Annotated in this window: 13 protein-coding genes; 5 read left to right on the plus strand and 8 right to left on the minus strand. The window is 64.6% G+C overall.

Translation table 11 applies throughout. The annotated features are described in order from the left end of the window. Window positions 1-71: 71 nt before the first annotated feature. Window positions 72-758: a mycofactocin biosynthesis peptidyl-dipeptidase MftE gene (gene mftE, locus CH274_RS17660; RefSeq protein ID WP_094658333.1), complete on the minus strand. Its 687-nt coding sequence runs from the start codon at window positions 756-758 to the stop codon at window positions 72-74. Window positions 759-828: 70 nt separating this feature from the next. On the opposite strand from mftE, the gene CH274_RS17665 reads away from it, so the two are divergent. From CH274_RS17665 to CH274_RS17675, 3 genes are all read left to right on the plus strand, one after another. Beyond that, a complete protein-coding gene (locus CH274_RS17665; protein ID WP_032398253.1) occupies window positions 829-1,545 on the plus strand; it encodes a GntR family transcriptional regulator in 717 nt (238 codons plus the stop codon). Window positions 1,546-1,670: 125 nt separating this feature from the next. Next, window positions 1,671-3,224, plus strand: a complete 1,554-nt coding sequence (locus tag CH274_RS17670; RefSeq protein WP_094658345.1) for an NCS1 family nucleobase:cation symporter-1 — start codon at window positions 1,671-1,673, stop codon at window positions 3,222-3,224. A 10-nt stretch (window positions 3,225-3,234) separates the two neighbouring features. Continuing rightward, entirely contained in the window at window positions 3,235-3,981 is a 747-nt protein-coding gene (locus CH274_RS17675) for an aspartate/glutamate racemase family protein (RefSeq protein ID WP_094658334.1), read from the plus strand. Window positions 3,982-3,995: 14 nt separating this feature from the next. Here CH274_RS17675 and CH274_RS17680 read toward each other — a convergent pair whose 3' ends face one another. Continuing rightward, window positions 3,996-7,769 carry an nSTAND1 domain-containing NTPase gene (locus CH274_RS17680; protein ID WP_094658335.1) on the minus strand — a complete coding sequence of 1,258 codons (3,774 nt, stop codon included), beginning with the start codon at window positions 7,767-7,769 and terminating at the stop codon, window positions 3,996-3,998. Window positions 7,770-7,992: 223 nt separating this feature from the next. Between CH274_RS17680 and CH274_RS29745 the strand changes: the two genes are divergently transcribed. Beyond that, a complete protein-coding gene (locus tag CH274_RS29745) occupies window positions 7,993-8,319 on the plus strand; it encodes a LuxR C-terminal-related transcriptional regulator (protein ID WP_230596991.1) in 327 nt (108 codons plus the stop codon). Between the two features lie 43 nt (window positions 8,320-8,362). On the opposite strand, the gene mftD (CH274_RS17690) is transcribed toward CH274_RS29745, so the two are convergent. From mftD (CH274_RS17690) to mftA, 5 genes are read right to left on the minus strand one after another with little or no spacing between them, the layout of a single operon-like run. Then, the gene (gene mftD, locus CH274_RS17690; RefSeq protein ID WP_094658336.1) at window positions 8,363-9,595 is read right to left on the minus strand and encodes a pre-mycofactocin synthase MftD; all 1,233 of its coding nucleotides are present in this window, start codon (window positions 9,593-9,595) and stop codon (window positions 8,363-8,365) included. A gap of 8 nt (window positions 9,596-9,603) precedes the next feature. Beyond that, window positions 9,604-10,782, minus strand: a complete 1,179-nt coding sequence (gene mftD / locus CH274_RS17695) for a pre-mycofactocin synthase MftD (RefSeq protein ID WP_094658337.1) — start codon at window positions 10,780-10,782, stop codon at window positions 9,604-9,606. Then, window positions 10,782-12,014, minus strand: coding sequence for a mycofactocin radical SAM maturase (mftC, locus tag CH274_RS17700; RefSeq protein WP_032397572.1), 1,233 nt, complete (start codon window positions 12,012-12,014; stop codon window positions 10,782-10,784). Before mftC ends, mftD (CH274_RS17695) begins: the two co-directional genes overlap by 1 nt. 34 nt (window positions 12,015-12,048) lie before the next feature. Next, window positions 12,049-12,348 (minus strand): mycofactocin biosynthesis chaperone MftB, encoded by a 300-nt coding sequence (gene mftB / locus CH274_RS17705; RefSeq protein WP_032397573.1) that lies wholly within the window; start codon window positions 12,346-12,348, stop codon window positions 12,049-12,051. A 2-nt stretch (window positions 12,349-12,350) separates the two neighbouring features. Then, window positions 12,351-12,464: a mycofactocin precursor MftA gene (gene mftA, locus CH274_RS17710; RefSeq protein WP_080730438.1), complete on the minus strand. Its 114-nt coding sequence runs from the start codon at window positions 12,462-12,464 to the stop codon at window positions 12,351-12,353. 291 nt (window positions 12,465-12,755) lie between these two features. On the opposite strand from mftA, the gene mftM reads away from it, so the two are divergent. Then, window positions 12,756-13,583: a mycofactocin oligosaccharide methyltransferase MftM gene (gene mftM, locus CH274_RS17715; protein WP_094658346.1), complete on the plus strand. Its 828-nt coding sequence runs from the start codon at window positions 12,756-12,758 to the stop codon at window positions 13,581-13,583. 35 nt (window positions 13,584-13,618) lie between these two features. Here mftM and CH274_RS29285 read toward each other — a convergent pair. Then, window positions 13,619-15,262 (minus strand): HNH endonuclease signature motif containing protein (locus CH274_RS29285; RefSeq protein WP_179275792.1); only part of this gene is annotated, 1,644 nt, incomplete at its 5' end.

A 15,262-nucleotide genomic window follows, 5' to 3' on the forward strand; every position in this document is an offset into this window, starting at 1 on the left:
CGGAACATACCTGTTCCCCGTTTTCCGCAGCTTCTGGTCGGGGTCGCGACCAGGCGTTTCACCGGTTTCGGTCATGAGATCACCCCCTGCTCGGAGGGACTCCATCGCCCGACTGCATCGGCCGCTCGGGTGCACATCTGCTCGAAGGCGCGACGCCCTTCCTCCGCATCGGCCCCGGTCGGATCGCCGAGCACGCCGTTGGCGGTGATCGGAGCCAATCCACCGTCGCGAAGTGCCGGGAGCAGGGCGGCGATATCGGTCACATTTCCCACCTGCGCCTTCGTCATGTCCACCGCCTCGGGCGAAAGATGCAGCAGCAACGACGTTTCGGTCCGGCCGGCGTGAGCATCTGCTCCGGGTATCGCGCACGGAAACCACACGACATTGCGGCCTTCGTACCGGAGCTGCAGCACTGCGGTCCGCACCGTCGGTGCGTTTCCGCCGTGGCCGTTGACGAACACCACCCGCTCGGCCCACCGGCAGGCGGAGCGTCCGTACTCCACCAGAAGCGTTTCGAGCGCGGCCGCACCGATCGAGACGGTGCCGGGAAATCCTTCGTGCTCACCACTGGCTCCGTAGGCGATCGGCGGGGCAACGGTTGCATGCGGAACGGTTCGCGCCACGGCGTCGGCGATACGAGTGTCGGTGTCGAGGGGAAGGTGCGGTCCGTGCTGCTCGATCGAACCGACCGGCACGACGAGGGTCCTCGACCGGTCGACGTCCGGCCAGTACTGAGCACCGAGTGAGTCCCTGGACATGGATGCAGATGATATCGGATGGAACGAAGCCGTCACGCCGCCGAAACACACGGTCGTTAATCTTCCATTCGTGCCACCCCGCCGTCGGTCCATATTGCTCTCGCAATTGTCGATATCGGCACCCGGTGGCCCGCAGCCGTCGATTCTGCGCGAATTGCGTCGGGTGATTCTCGCGGGCGACGCTCCACCGAATACCCCTATTCCGCTCAACGAAGTGGCGGAACTGTTCGGGGTGAGCAGAATACCGGTGCGCGAGTCGCTCAAGACGCTGATCGGCGAGGGCTTGGTCGATCATCGGCCGAATCTCGGCTACACGGTCGCCCAATTGACCGCGGCCGAACTACGCGAAATGTACATCGTCCGAGAGGTTCTGGAGACTGCGGCGCTGCCGATCGCCGTCGAATTCGCCACCGATGCCGACCGTGAACACCTCATCGAGATCAATCGGCAGCTCGAAGCGTCACTGGCTCGCGACGACTCGCGGGAGTATCACCGACTCTCACGTGAATTCCATCTGTCCCTGACGCGGCCTTCTCGGATGCACCGGTTGCTGCACATGCTCGAATCCGCCTGGAACATCACCGAACCCGTGCAGCCGATGGTGCATGTCGCCGGTTCCGACAGGGCATCACTGCACAGCGACCACGCCGATATGCTCACGGCATTCCTGGACGGTGATTCCGCGGGACTGCTCGGCGCAGCACAACATCACCACACACGTCTCAATTCGGTCATTTCGACACTGTCGAACGACCATGGATTGTTTGCCGATCCGCCGTCGGAATAGCCGAGGAACGAATCCGAAAGATATATCGCTCGCGTCACGAGTGCGCAACACTGCGCCGCTAGCTTTTCCTCATTCGCTCGTTCACCTCCTTCGTTCACCTCAATGCCATGCCGTCAGGAGCATCGATGACAGATACAGCGCACGGTCCCGCTCAAACGGGAGATCTCGTGGAAGCCGCGGGCCACCCCGTCGGCGGTGGCCTGATCAAGGACAGCTACGACCCGCGGCTGACCAACGAGGATCTCGCTCCGCTGAAGAAGCAGACGTGGACCTCGTACAATCTCTTCGCCTTCTGGATGTCCGACGTGCACTCGGTCGGTGGCTACGTGACCGCGGGCAGCCTGTTCGCGCTCGGCTTGGCCAGTTGGCAGGTGCTGATCGCGCTGCTCGTCGGCATCACGATCGTGTACTTCTTCTGCAACCTCGTCGCCAAGCCGAGCCAGGTGTCCGGAGTTCCGTATCCGGTCATCTGCCGCAGTGTCTTCGGTGTTCTCGGTGCCAACATTCCGGCGATCATTCGTGGCTTGATCGCCGTGGCCTGGTACGGAATTCAGACATTCCTGGCCTCGGCCGCGCTCGACATCGTGTTGATCAAGCTGTTCCCGTCTCTCGCTCCGTATGCCGTCACCGCCGACTACGGTTTCGCCGGACTCTCGCTGCTCGGCTGGGCGAGCTTCCTGTTCCTCTGGGTCGTCCAAGCGGCGGTGTTCTGGCGGGGCATGGAGTCCATTCGCAAGTTCATCGACTTCTGCGGCCCCGCGGTGTACGTCGTGATGTTCATGCTGTGCGGCTACCTCATCTGGAAAGCCGGCTGGGGCGCAATCGATCTGAACCTCGGAGAGGTCGAGCACACGGGTCTGAGCTCCATTCCGGTCATGCTCGGTGCGATCGCGCTCGTGGTGTCCTACTTCTCGGGCCCCATGCTCAACTTCGGCGACTTCTCGCGTTACGGAAAGTCCTACGCCGCCGTGAAGAAGGGCAACTTCCTCGGTCTGCCGGTGAACTTCCTGGTCTTCTCGATACTCGTCGTCGTTACTGCGTCGTTGACGCTTCCGGTGTTCGGTGAACTGATCACCGACCCGGTCGAGACCGTGGCACGGATCGACAGCACGTTCGCCATCGTCCTGGGCGCGCTGACCTTCACGATCGCCACCATCGGCATCAACATCGTCGCCAACTTCATCTCCCCTGCATTCGATTTCTCGAACGTCAGCCCCCAGCGCATCAGCTGGCGCGCGGGCGGAATGATCGCCGCCATCGGCTCGGTGCTGATCACGCCGTGGAACCTCTACAACAACCCCGACGTCATCCACCTGACGCTCGAGACCCTCGGTGCATTCATCGGACCACTGTTCGGCATCCTCATCGCCGACTACTACCTCGTCCGCAAGCAAAGGGTCGTCGTCGACGAGCTGTTCTCGATGTCGTCCACCGGGCTGTACTGGTACTCCAAGGGTTACAACCCGGCGGCGGTGTACTCCACCGTCGTGGGCGCGCTGGTCGCGATGTTCACCGTCCTCTTCAACGGGGCCATCGACGGCATGGAGATCGCCGGCATGTCGACGGCGTCGAAGTACAGCTGGTTCATCGGCTGCGGTATCGGGTTCGTCATGTACTTCTACCTGGCGACACGAACCAAGCTGGCTGTCACCAACTTCGACGTCCCAGCGAAGGCTTAGGATTTCTTCCGTGCTCATCAAGGTCATCAATCCGAACACCACCAGTTCGATGACCGCAACGATCGGTGACTGTGCCCGGGCCGTGGTCGGCCCGGGCACGGTCGTCGATGCGGTCAGCCCCTCGATGGGGCCCGTGTCCATCGAAAGTCATGTCGACGAAGCACTCAGTGTCCCAGGCATCCTCGCCGAGATCGCCCGGGGCGAGGCCGCTGGGGTCGACGGTTACGTCATCGCCTGCTTCGGAGATCCCGGCATCGACGCGGCCCGCGAGCTGGCGGCCGGGCCGGTCGTCGGTATCGCCGAGGCAGCCATGCACGCCGCGAGTTTCCTGGGTCGAGGTTTCAGCGTCGTCACCACACTCGGACGCACCATCGGACGTGCCCAGGATCTAGCGAACCACTACGGCTTCGGACGCCACTGCCTCGGCATTCATGCGTGCGAACTGCCGGTCCTCGATCTCGAGACCGATCCCGACGCCCGCAAGATCGTCACCGAGGCGTGCCGCGTCGCCGTCGAGACGGACGGTAGCGATGCTGTGGTTCTCGGCTGCGCGGGTATGGCCGATCTGTGCCAACACATTTCGGCCGAGATCGGAGTACCTGTGGTCGACGGTGTGGCCGCGGGCACGTTGTTCGTGCAGTCCCTGGTCTCGCTGGGACTGGGTACCGGAAAGCGCGGCGAATTCGCCTCTCCGCCGGCCAAGCTGTACACCGGGATGCTCGACGGTTTCACCAGGCCCCTGGCCGACCCCACCTAGGCTCGGCCGGCCGATCAGCGCTCACACAATTGCCGATAGGGAACACCGGGTAGGTACTGTGCCCATTCGGTTTCCGTCACCACCGACCCCCCGGATTCGCACAGCTGAGTACGAACCTCGTCGGGGTCGGTCCGCCAGATGCGGACATCGCGGGCCGTGCCACCGCCGAACAGCACTCGTCCGTCCGCGGCGAACACAGCATCGTTGACACGCATGCCATAGGCGGTGAGGGCAGCGTACTGCGATGGCGCGGCACGGTCCGTGACATTCCACAGCCACACCGAGGATCCCCCGTCGCCCGCGGCCAACCGCGTGCCGGACCGATCGAACGAGAGCGAGTAGATCGGGCTGGAGGGCCCGACGATGCGAGATAGGTGTTGCGGGGCAGCCGCATTCGTCATGTCCCACAGTCGAATCGAACGATCCGCACCGCCGGCGGCGAGAGTTCGCCCATCCGGCGAGATGGCCACGGCCTGAATGGAGCCTCCGAATCCGCCGAGTGTGGTCGTGCGGCGCGGGTCGGTCGGGTTACTGATATCCCACAGTTCGACCACGCCCCCGACACTGGCGATGGCCAGTACCGAACCGTCAGGAGACAGCGCCATGCCTGCCGGATAGTTCCCCGCCTGCAAGGTCGACATCTTCATCGGGGCAGCCGGATCCTCGAGCGACCACACCGACACGTCGTTCGAGTTCTGACCCGACGCGACCAACATCGTCCCCGAGCGATCGAACGCCAGCACCGCGGTCAGGCTGCCGGTCGCCTCCCGAACGAAACCCAGGGCCACCGGATCGTCGAGATCGGTTGTGTCCCAAAGCTGAAATCCCCCAGTTGCGGTGCCGACCGCGGCCAGAGTGCCGTCGGCCGTGAGCGCAACCGCACCCGTCTGCGCCATTCCGTCACCGAGGACCAACGGCTTCGACGGCACCGGATGCTCCACGTCCTCGACATCCCAGAGGGTTGTTGCGGACGCGCGACGACCTGCACCGACCAGTAGCCGGGTGCCCGCTGCACCGACAGGATTCTGGAAGATCGTGTCTCCGGCGTCCGCGAGGGCCGGACCCGGAAGCGGCCAGATTCGGGTTGTGCCATCACCACTGGCGGTCACGATCGACGAGCGATCCGGCGTGAATGCCAGCGAACTCACCTCGATCGGACCGGGAAGCGTGAGCTGCAGCGTCCCCGATGCGGCGTCCCATACCTTGGACGAATTGTCCGAGCTCGCCGCAGCGATCTGGACTCCGTCGCCGCTGAACGCGACATCGTTGACATAGCTGGTGAATCCCGTCAACGCAGGCAGAGGAGAAAGTCCGCCCGCGTCGACGGCCCACCGCAGAACCTCACGACCGGTGGTACCCGCTGTCAACGTCCTGCTGTCGGGAGAAAATGCCAACTGCAGTGCGGTGTAGGTGGATCCGTCCGAGGGGATGTCGATCAACGGCACGGTGGGGGTTGCCGGAGACGAGGTCAGCTGCCTCGCGTCCCACAATCGCAGCGCGCGGCCGGCACCGACCGTCACCAGAAACCGGCCGTCCGGGCTGAATTCCGTGGCCGACGGCGAACCTGGTTGGGCGATTTCACCGACCGTGCGGGGCGTGGCGGGTTCTGCCACGTCGAGAAGAGGCAATCTGTCGTCCTGGGTGCCGACGAGCAGAAATCGTCCGTCCGGCGAGAACGACAGGTTCCCCACACCGACCACATCCGTGCTCGACAACTTCGTCGGTGTCGCCGGGTCCGATACATCCCACAGCTCGACACCGAAGGTTCCACCGACAGCGATGACTCCTCCGCGTGGATCGAACGTCAGCACCCGCGAGTCACGCGTGACGATCTCACCGAGCCGCGCGTGGCCGTCGGCGAGCGACCACATCCGCACGTGCCCGTCGGAACCGCCTGTTGCCACCATGACTCCGCGTGGGTCGACCGCGGTCACGGCATTGCCCTCGACACCGAGCAGCCGCACCGGAGTATGAATCGCCGAGGAATCGAGCAGTGCCGATCGCGCCTCGGACGTTCGGTCCACCTCGTAGGACGCCAGCGCGAAGTAGGCCGCCAGCCCGGGATCCTGCGTTCGTAATTGCTGCGTGACGCCGGCGATCTGACGCGAGACGGCCTCGGCCTCGGCGTGTTCGGCCGCGAGCCGTCCGGCGTTCGCGTCCGATCGGGCGACGAACGCCGTCACTGCCAGTGTCACTGACAGTACGGTCAGAATCGCCAGTGCCGTGACGAGCGTTTCCAGGGTGCGTCGTCGACGTCTGTCGTTTCTGTACTGTTGCTCGACTCGATTCGCGCTCGCTTGGAGGTAGAGCTTCTCGGTGGAGTTGAGGTCGCGCCGACGCACCGGTCCGACGGATTCCTGTACAACCAGCAGCCTGGACTCCGGCAACAGCGAGCCCTCGTCGCGGTCGTTGTTCTCCCACAGTTCGGCCGCCTGGGTGAGCCGACGGTGTTCGACCAGCCACTGACGGTCGTCGTCGAGCCACTCACGCAGCCGCTTCCATGCCGTGAGCAACGCCTCGTGCGTCACCTGGACCGTCTCTTCGTCGACGGTCAGCAGTCTGCGCGCGGCGAACCGTTCGATGACGACATCGACGTCGGTGACCACGTTCATGTCGTCGTCTCCGTGGAACAGCTCGACACGATCGACGCGGCGACGAGTGACCACGTCGTCGTCGAGATTGACCAGACGCATGAAGATGCGGCGTGCTTCGCGCTGCTGCTCGAACGTCAAGGCGGAGAACACTTCCTCGGCGCTCTGGCCGACCGCTCCGCCGATTCCGCCGGTTGCCAGATAGTCCGCGACGGTCAGCGTCCTTCCGCTCGAGACCTGCCACGTCGTCAGCAATGCGTGCGAGAGCAACGGCAGGGCACCCGAGTCGTGGGCGAACTGCGATCCACGCGGACCCAACTCCCCGACCAGTACCTGTACGAGGGCATCGTCGACGGTGATTCCCGCCTTCGCTGCAGGCGAGACGATGACTTCCCGCAACTGCGATTCGGTGAGGCGGCCGACGACCACGGGGTTGTCGGACAGTCCGGCCAGCAGAGCATCCTCCGACACGGCGTTCTGGTAGAAGTCGGCCCGCAGACCGATGACGAGGACCGACCCGGAGTCGGTCGAGTCGGAGGCCGCACGAAGAAAGTTCTCGCGCTCGCGCGCTGTCGCCAGCGTCCACAACTCCTCGGCCTGATCCAGAACGACGACCGATCCCGACGCGAACGACCCGACTCGTTCGGGAAAGGCACGGATATCGCCCACGCCCGAACAGATTTCCGAACCAGCGAACCTCGATGCCAGGCCGGCGCGCAGCAGCGAGGACTTCCCCGAGCCCGATGCACCGACGACGAAGACGATGCCTCCACCGTTGTCGAGAACACCGCGGACGCGCGTACTCAGACGGTCGATGACGTCGTCGCGGCCGAAGAACCACTCCGAATCGGCGGTCCCGAACGCCTCCAGGCCCTTGTACGGTGGGCTGCCCTTCGCCGGGTCGACCGTGCGCCTGCCCGAGACGGACCGCACCCTCGACACCGCGTCCCACCACCGCGCCCGCTCGTCCTCGTCGTCGACTCCGCAGGCGACCAGTACCGCGGCGAACATCTCGGCGCTGGCCTTCGTGGGTACGTGGTGACCGGAGAACCAGCCGCTGATCGTGCCGTGCAGGCCACCGGAACGCTCGACGATGTCGCGGACCGTGGCATTCGCCTGGATCCTGATCACACGCAACGCCGCGGCGAATTCGGTGCGATCCGAGATCGACGAGGGATCCGGGCGATCGGAGGTCATGGGCGAAAACTATAGAGCCGGCAGATCATGCACCGATGCCTCGAACAGCCCACTGAGCAGGACAAACAGCAAATTGCTGCGTTTGAATGACGCACACGTGGAACCCGGAGTCGTCCGTATTGACCTTGTATGGACTTGCGCGCACAGCTGGATCCGCGACGCCATTGCTTCGACGATGGACGCTGAGGTCGGGGATGGATGGATACACGAGGGGGAAATTTTCGTGCTCGAGCAGACGTCGGCATCGGCGGTACATCACCCGTTTCGAAGGCCGAGAGAGTCGGCACCCACTGCACTCCCGACACCGACCGACACTCGCCGCCCCAAGCCTGCGTTGAGCGCGCGCGAGATCGAGGTCATGCTGGCCTGGTTCGCCTCCGACTCGAAAACGGTCGCAGCTCGGTCCGTCTACATATCGGTGGGCACGATCAACACACATATCACCCGGGTCCGACAGAAGTACGCGGCAGTGGGCCGCAGCGCGCCGACGAAGGCGGCCCTGTTCGCCCGCGCCCTGCAGGACGGTCACACTCAACTGTCCGATTGGTGACCGCCGATGCGGCTGCCCCTCGCGCGGGATGGCCGGGCGCGAATCACCGGATGGGTTGTGCCGTCCTTGTTCGCATCGGCGTCGGGTATTCCGGAACGGGGAGTCGATCGGCGCGAGCGAAGTCGGTCGGTAGTACGACATCGGATGGTCCGAGCGTGTGCACCGATGCATGCCCGAGACCGAGTACCGCGGAATCCAGTCCGCCGCGGAGGATGTCGAGCACGTTCTCCACTCCTGCTCGACCGTTCGCGGCCAACCCCCATAGATAGGCCCGACCGATCAGCACTGCCTGCGCACCCAGCGCGAGCGCTTTCGCCACGTCGCTTCCCCGCCGGACGCCACCGTCGAGGGTGATCTCGACCTGCTCTCCCACTGCCTCGGCGATGGACGGCAACACCCGAATCGACGCCGGGGAACCGTCGAGATTGTTGCCACCGTGGTTGGACACCGAGATCGCGGTGACGCCGGCGTCGACGGCCCGTAACGCGTCGTCGACCCGCGAGATGCCCTTGAGCATGAACGGACCGTCCCACTGCTGACGTAGCCAGGCGATGTCCTCCCACGTGGGTAGCGGCGTGGACTTCCACTCGCGATATGCGGCGAAAAACGTCGGCGCGGGCTTTCCGGGCGGAGCGAGGTTGGGTGCCGTCAGATCCGGGAGGGTGCCCGCGCGTGCCCACCGCGCAAGCCATCGCGGATGCGCGAGTGCTTCCGGTGCGAACCGGAGCATCGCCCTCGGATCGAGGCGATCGGGAATCACCGGACTCCCCCAGTCCCGCCCCTCGGAGAACGACCAGTCCATCGTCACGATCAACCCGACGGCACCCGCATTGCGTGCCCGATCGAGCATGTGCAGCAACAACTCCCGTGATCCGACCCAGTGAAGCTGAAAGAACGTCTGCGGGTTCGCTGCGACGACCTCCTCGATGGGTTTGCTCGCGAACAACGACAAACCCATCGCCACACCGCGTGCCGCTGCCGCCCTCGCGACGGCAACCTCGCCGTCGGGGTGCACCGCTTGCACGCCCGTCGGGGAGATCATCACCGGAAACGACAGCGGTTGCCCCATCAGCGTCGTCGACAACTCACGTTCGTTCGACAGCCCTGCCACGTGCGGGGCGAACCCGAGTTCGGCGAACGCAGCGGTGTTGTCCGACGCAGTGATTCCGCGTTCCGATCCCGCCACCAACGCCGAGTAGACGGACTTCGGAAGACGCTTTTGCGCGCGCCGCTGGGCCTGCGCAACGGACTCGAACCAACCGGACTCGGTGAGCACGCAGCGCTCTAGACGCCGAGCCTGCGGTCGAACCCGGCCGGCATCACCACATCCGACGGCGAGAGGTCCTGTACCGAGGTGTGCCCGAGCCCGAGGACAGCGGAATCGACTCCGCCGCGCAGGATGTCGAGTACGTTCTCGACGCCCGCCTGACCGTTCGCCGACAGGCCCCACAGATATGCCCGCCCGATCAGCACCGCTCGCGCACCCAACGCCAGCGCCTTCACCACGTCGCTGCCGCGCCGAATCCCGCCGTCGAGGGTGATCTCGACCTGATCGCCCACCGCCTCGGCAATCGCGGGCAGCGCCCGGATCGGAGCCGGGGTGCCGTCGAGATTGTTGCCTCCGTGGTTGGACACCGAGATCGCCGTGCACCCGGCGTCGACGGCTCGTTTGGCGTCGTCGACGCGCATCACGCCCTTGAGCATGAACGGCCCACCCCACTGCTCACGCAGCCACGCCACGTCCTCCCACGTCGGCAACGGGGTACCCATCCACTCGCCGTACGCTCCGAAGAACGTCGGGGCCGGACCACCCGTCGGCGGGGTCAGATTCGGGGTCGTCAGATCGGGGATCTTCCCGGTCTTGGCGAACTCCCACAACCACTTCGGACGCACGATGCCTTCCGGCGCGAACTGCACCATCGCCCTGAGGTCCATCTTCTCCGGGATCGACGGACTACCCCAATCGCGGCCGTTGGAGAACGACCAGTCCAGGGTCATGATCAGTCCGACCGCCCCGGCTGCGCGTGCGCGCTCCATCCGTTGCAGCAGTACCTCGCGCGATCCGACCCAGTACATCTGGAAGAAGGTCTGCGGATTCGCCGCCGCGACCTCCTCGACGGACTTGCTGGCGAACGAGGAGAGCCCGATCGGAATACCCCGCGCTGCAGCAGCTCTCGCGACGGCGACCTCACCGTCGGGATGAACCGCCTGCACGCCCGTCGGCGAGATCATCACCGGGAACGACAGCGTCTGCCCCATCACCGTCGTCGACAGATCACGCTTGTCCGACAGCCCGGCGACGTGCGGGGCGAAGCCGAGTTCACCGAACGCCGCCGTATTGTCGTCGATCGTCAGTCCGCGCTCCGAGCCTGCCACCAGAGCGGCGTACACGGACTTCGGTAGACGCTTCTTCGCACGCCGTTGCGCTTCGGCAACGGTCTCGAACCACGCACTCTTGGCCATCAGCTTTCCTGCTCCATTCCTGCGAGCGGATTCTCGTCGCAGATCTTCGCCGGCGGACGCATCATCAATGTGAGCGGCACCGACTTTCGTGGGGTCTTGCGTTGCCCGGTCCGGGAATGGTCGACACTGGACTTGGGGATCTCCCCCGCCGCTGCCAACGCCATTTCACCGTTCCCGATGACGCATTCGGGATCCGGGCCGTCCATCGGCAGACCGGTGAAGAATTTCGCTGCCATGCAGCCGCCACGGCACGCGTCGAAGTGGGCGCACTTGGTGCACGCGCCCGAGGTCTGCGGCGAGCGCAGATCCTGGAACAACTCCGATGTCTGCCATACCGATTGGAACCCGCCCATGCCGTCTTTTGCATCGCGGACGATGTTGCCGGCGAGGAAGTTCTCGTGAATGGCGAACGGGCACGCGTACACGTCGCCGATCGGATCGATCAGGCACACCACCCGCCCGGCACCACAGAGGTTGAGCCCGGGCAGAGCGTCACCGAACGCCGAGAGATGGAAGAACGAATCCCCGGTCAACACACCCTCACCGTTGGCGACGAGCCAGTTGTACAGCTCGCGCTGCTGACCGGCCGTCGGGTGCAGATCGTCCCATACATCCGCGCCCCGGCCCGACGGCCGCAACCGGGTGATACGCAGTGTCGCAGCGTATTTGTCGGCCAACGCTTTGAAGTCGTCGAGCTGACTCACGTTGTGTCGGGTGACGACGACGGAGATCTTCGCGTCCCGAAAGCCGGCCTCCTTCAGGTTCTCCAACGCCCGGCACGCCATGTCGAACGAACCGGGTCCGCGGACCGCATCGTTGACCTCGGCGGTTGCGCCGTCGATGGAGATCTGGACATCGACGTAATCCGACGCGGCCAACCGCGCGGCCACCTTCTTGTCTATCTTGACCCCGTTGGTGGAGAACTTCACACCCACCTGGTGCGCGGTCGCATAATCGACGAGCTCCCAGAAGTCCGAGCGCACCGTCGGCTCCCCACCACCGATATTGACGTAGAAGACCTGCATCTTCTGCAGCTCGTCGATGATCGACTTGCACTGTTCGGTGCTCAGTTCGCGCGGGTCACGGCGACCCGACGAGCTCAGACAGTGCACACACGACAGATTGCAGGCGTAGGTCAGCTCCCAGGTCAAGCAGATCGGCGCGTCGAGTCCGAGTTCGAACTGGTCGACCAATTTGCCTACCGGAGCGGGCCTTTCGAGGGTGGAGGTCATGGGCGGAAGTCCTCTTCTACTAATGGGTCAGGCTCTACGGGCGAGTGATCATGCTCGAGTCGGCCAACGTTGCGAGGGCCTTCACGTATGGGGCCGACTGCTCTTCGGTGATCCCTGCGGCCTCGATCGCCGACCGCATGTCCGGATGATCGGGAAACGAGGTGATGATCGCCACGATCGTGCGGTTCTTCAGAAACGAGAGCTTGCGAGTTCCGAAGTGATAGAGCAGAGCCCCGAAAGACTCCGGACGCAACGCCACCTGTGGATGCAACACCCAACGCGAATCCAGATCCAGCCCGACCGCATCGAGGTCGTCGCGCACTGCAGTGGTCATGATCAGTACACGCCGCACATGCCGTCGATCGACACTTCCTCGACCAACGACTCCTCGACGAGATCGGATTCGACCACGGCCGTACCGACCACAGCGTTCTCGTTCTTCTTCGACATCTGGAACCTCCTGCGAAATATGCTCGGTCACAATCCGATTGGTTGTGTCTCGGATCACCACGCTAGCGGCCGATCACGACTCGGAACCGGCGTGAGAGAAGAACTGGTCGGCCGTCGCCATCAACCGTCCATATGGGTAGGTATCGTCCCGTCCGGCGTGCGGGGCCAGCAGCGTCCGAGCGGCCCGACCTGGTAGGGAGTGGCCGATTCGTCGACCGATGTGTGGAACGCTCGACCTCACCGAAGGGGCGGCCACGCCGAGTGGACGTGCGACGAACAGAAATGACATCGATGACCGAACTGGATGCACTCGCACCGAGCCCCGATGGAGTCTGGGCGCACGAGAACGTGGTGGTCCGACACCTGCATGGACTCGAGTTCGACGCGGTCCGAACCGGATCGACCGTGCAGGTGTGTCATGGCCTGACGTCGGCCCAGATCGGTGAGCGCCTCGTTCCGATCGTGACCGCACAGGCACGTCATGTGGGTCTTTCGCAGCGGGAATTCGAGTTGGTGCTGGTCGGGATCGTCCGCACCACCGTCGCCGATCCGGTCGACGCCTGGTCCACCTACTATCGCAACTCGCTCGACGAACTACTATCCGGCACTGCCGATTTCGCTCCCGTCCACGATCACGCAGAAAACCTGATCGTCGGATCGGTGCTCGATATGGGATCGTGTTTCGGCTTCTTTCCGCTCCGACTGGCAATGAAGGGGCACTTGGTGACCGCAACGGACCTCTCCGCCGGCACCATGCGGTTGCTCACCGTCGTGGCCCCGCATCTCGGGATCACACTCGACACCGTGGTGTGCGACGCTGCGAACGTTCCCGTCTCAGACAGCAGCGTCGACACGGTGACTGCACTGCATCTCCTCGAACACGTCGACGCAGAGACAGGATCTCGCATCGTGAGAGAGGCACTACGCATCGCGCGCACCCGTGTCGTTGTTGCAGTGCCCTTCGAGACCGAGACCACCGCCTGCCACGGACACGTTCGCACGTTCGACGAATCATCGCTGGTGGAATTGGGTCGGTCGACGGGTTCGATGTTCGAGACCTCGGAGCACCACGGTGGGTGGCTCGTGATCGACAAGACCAGGGCACGCCAGTTCACCTGAACAGGTTTCGCATCCGAGGCGTTACCCCAGCACACCTAGAACGGCGGCTCGCCGGTGTCTTCGGCGGTCGGTTCTGTTATCGACTTCCGGTGGTCGGGTGGGTGGGGGTAGGCGATGATGCCGGAGTTTCTCGGTTGGGTGGGGATGTGTGGTCTGAGGTCGTTTCCGAGGATGGGGACGGCGGTGCTGTTGGTGGGCAGGGTGATTCGGGTGGTCTTCGATGTCGATGTCCACAGGATCGCTCCGCCGGGGAGCATGACGGCTTTCCAGTAGCCGGCGGTCTTGACGGTGTGGTGGTATTCGCACAGGCACTGCAGATTGCCCACGGTGGTCCAGCCGCCGCCGAGGGGGTTGCTGTGGTCGAACGGGTTCACGTGGTCGAGTTGGCAGCGGGCGGCGGGGCGGTGGCAGCCGGGGAAGCGGCAGTGTTTGTCGCGGAATCGGACGGCTGCGGTGGTGAGGGCGTCGGGTCGGTAGATCAGGGCGCGGTCGGTGAGTGGGTCGCGGGGTACCGAGTTCCCGAGGGTGGGGTCGGCGGCGATAGCGGCTTCGAGTGCGGCGGCAAGGGAGGCGTTGCCGAGATAGAGGCCCCCGGGTGTACGGCGTGCTCTGTGAATGGTTCGGTTCGGCCGGAGTGTCGAGCCCGGGTCGCTGGCGGGCAGACCGAGGGCAGAGCTGTGCCGTGTACCTCTGCCGACGGGAGTGTGGGTACAGAACAGCGCTGCGGCGGAGGTCAACGATTGCGTCCGCCGTTGCCTGTCCGCGCCTGCCCCGATCTCGGTGTCGGTCTCGGAAGGAGCTGGATCGGCCGCTGAACGGGCAGGGGTGTCCCCCGCGTAATCCCCCGTCTGATGATCCTCCGTCTGATCGTGCTTCGAAGTCGGTGATGTCGCCGTCCCCGGTTCCGGCGGGATAACTGTTCCTGGCGTGGGGCCCGTTGTCGGTGGTGATACTGATGTCGGCGGGACCGTCCCGGGTCGCTCTGGAGCAGAGGTGGTCGTGTTCGTTACCGGCGTGCTGGTCGGAGATGGCGAGGGTGTCGGCGATGCAGCGGTGACGGATCCGTTCGCCGGTTCCACCTCCGGGGCAGTGGTCGCATCGGTGACGACGTCGACGGAAGCACCTGTGGTCGTGCGAGTCTCGGTCTCGGTCTCGGGTTCCGACTCGGTCTCGGTCTCGGGTTCTGACTCGGCGTCGATCTCGGGCTCCGGGTTGCTGTCGGTGCGGCTGTGGGTCTCGGTAGCGCTTGTTCCCGACGCAGTGTTCGTCCCTGAGTCGGCGTCCGTGTCAGTGTCCGTGTCCGCTGTCGCTCCCGACCCTGAGTCCGACTCCTGCGTCTGCTCTTTCGGAGTGCGTTCCCATTCCCCGGTCTCCGGGTTCTGCACAGCCAGTCCGAGTTTCTCGGCGAGGGTGACTGCGTCGGTGAGCAGGATCTGCCACTGACTGCTGCGCGCCAACTCCCGGGCCAGATCAGGATCGATGGAACCGTGCCCGGCCAGATACGCAGGGTTCGCAAGCAACCCGATCAAGGTGGCTATATCGACGGTGACCATCGTCAACGGCACCCGCCGATCCGGCAGCACCGCATCCTTCTTCGGGCAGTCCTCCCGTCGGCACAAGCATTCCAAGCGGGGTTCGCCGTGCATGCGGGCCATGAACGCATCGCACAGGCGTTCCTT

This window comes from Rhodococcus sp. 06-418-5 (assembly GCF_002258285.1).
GTDB lineage: Bacteria > Actinomycetota > Actinomycetes > Mycobacteriales > Mycobacteriaceae > Rhodococcoides.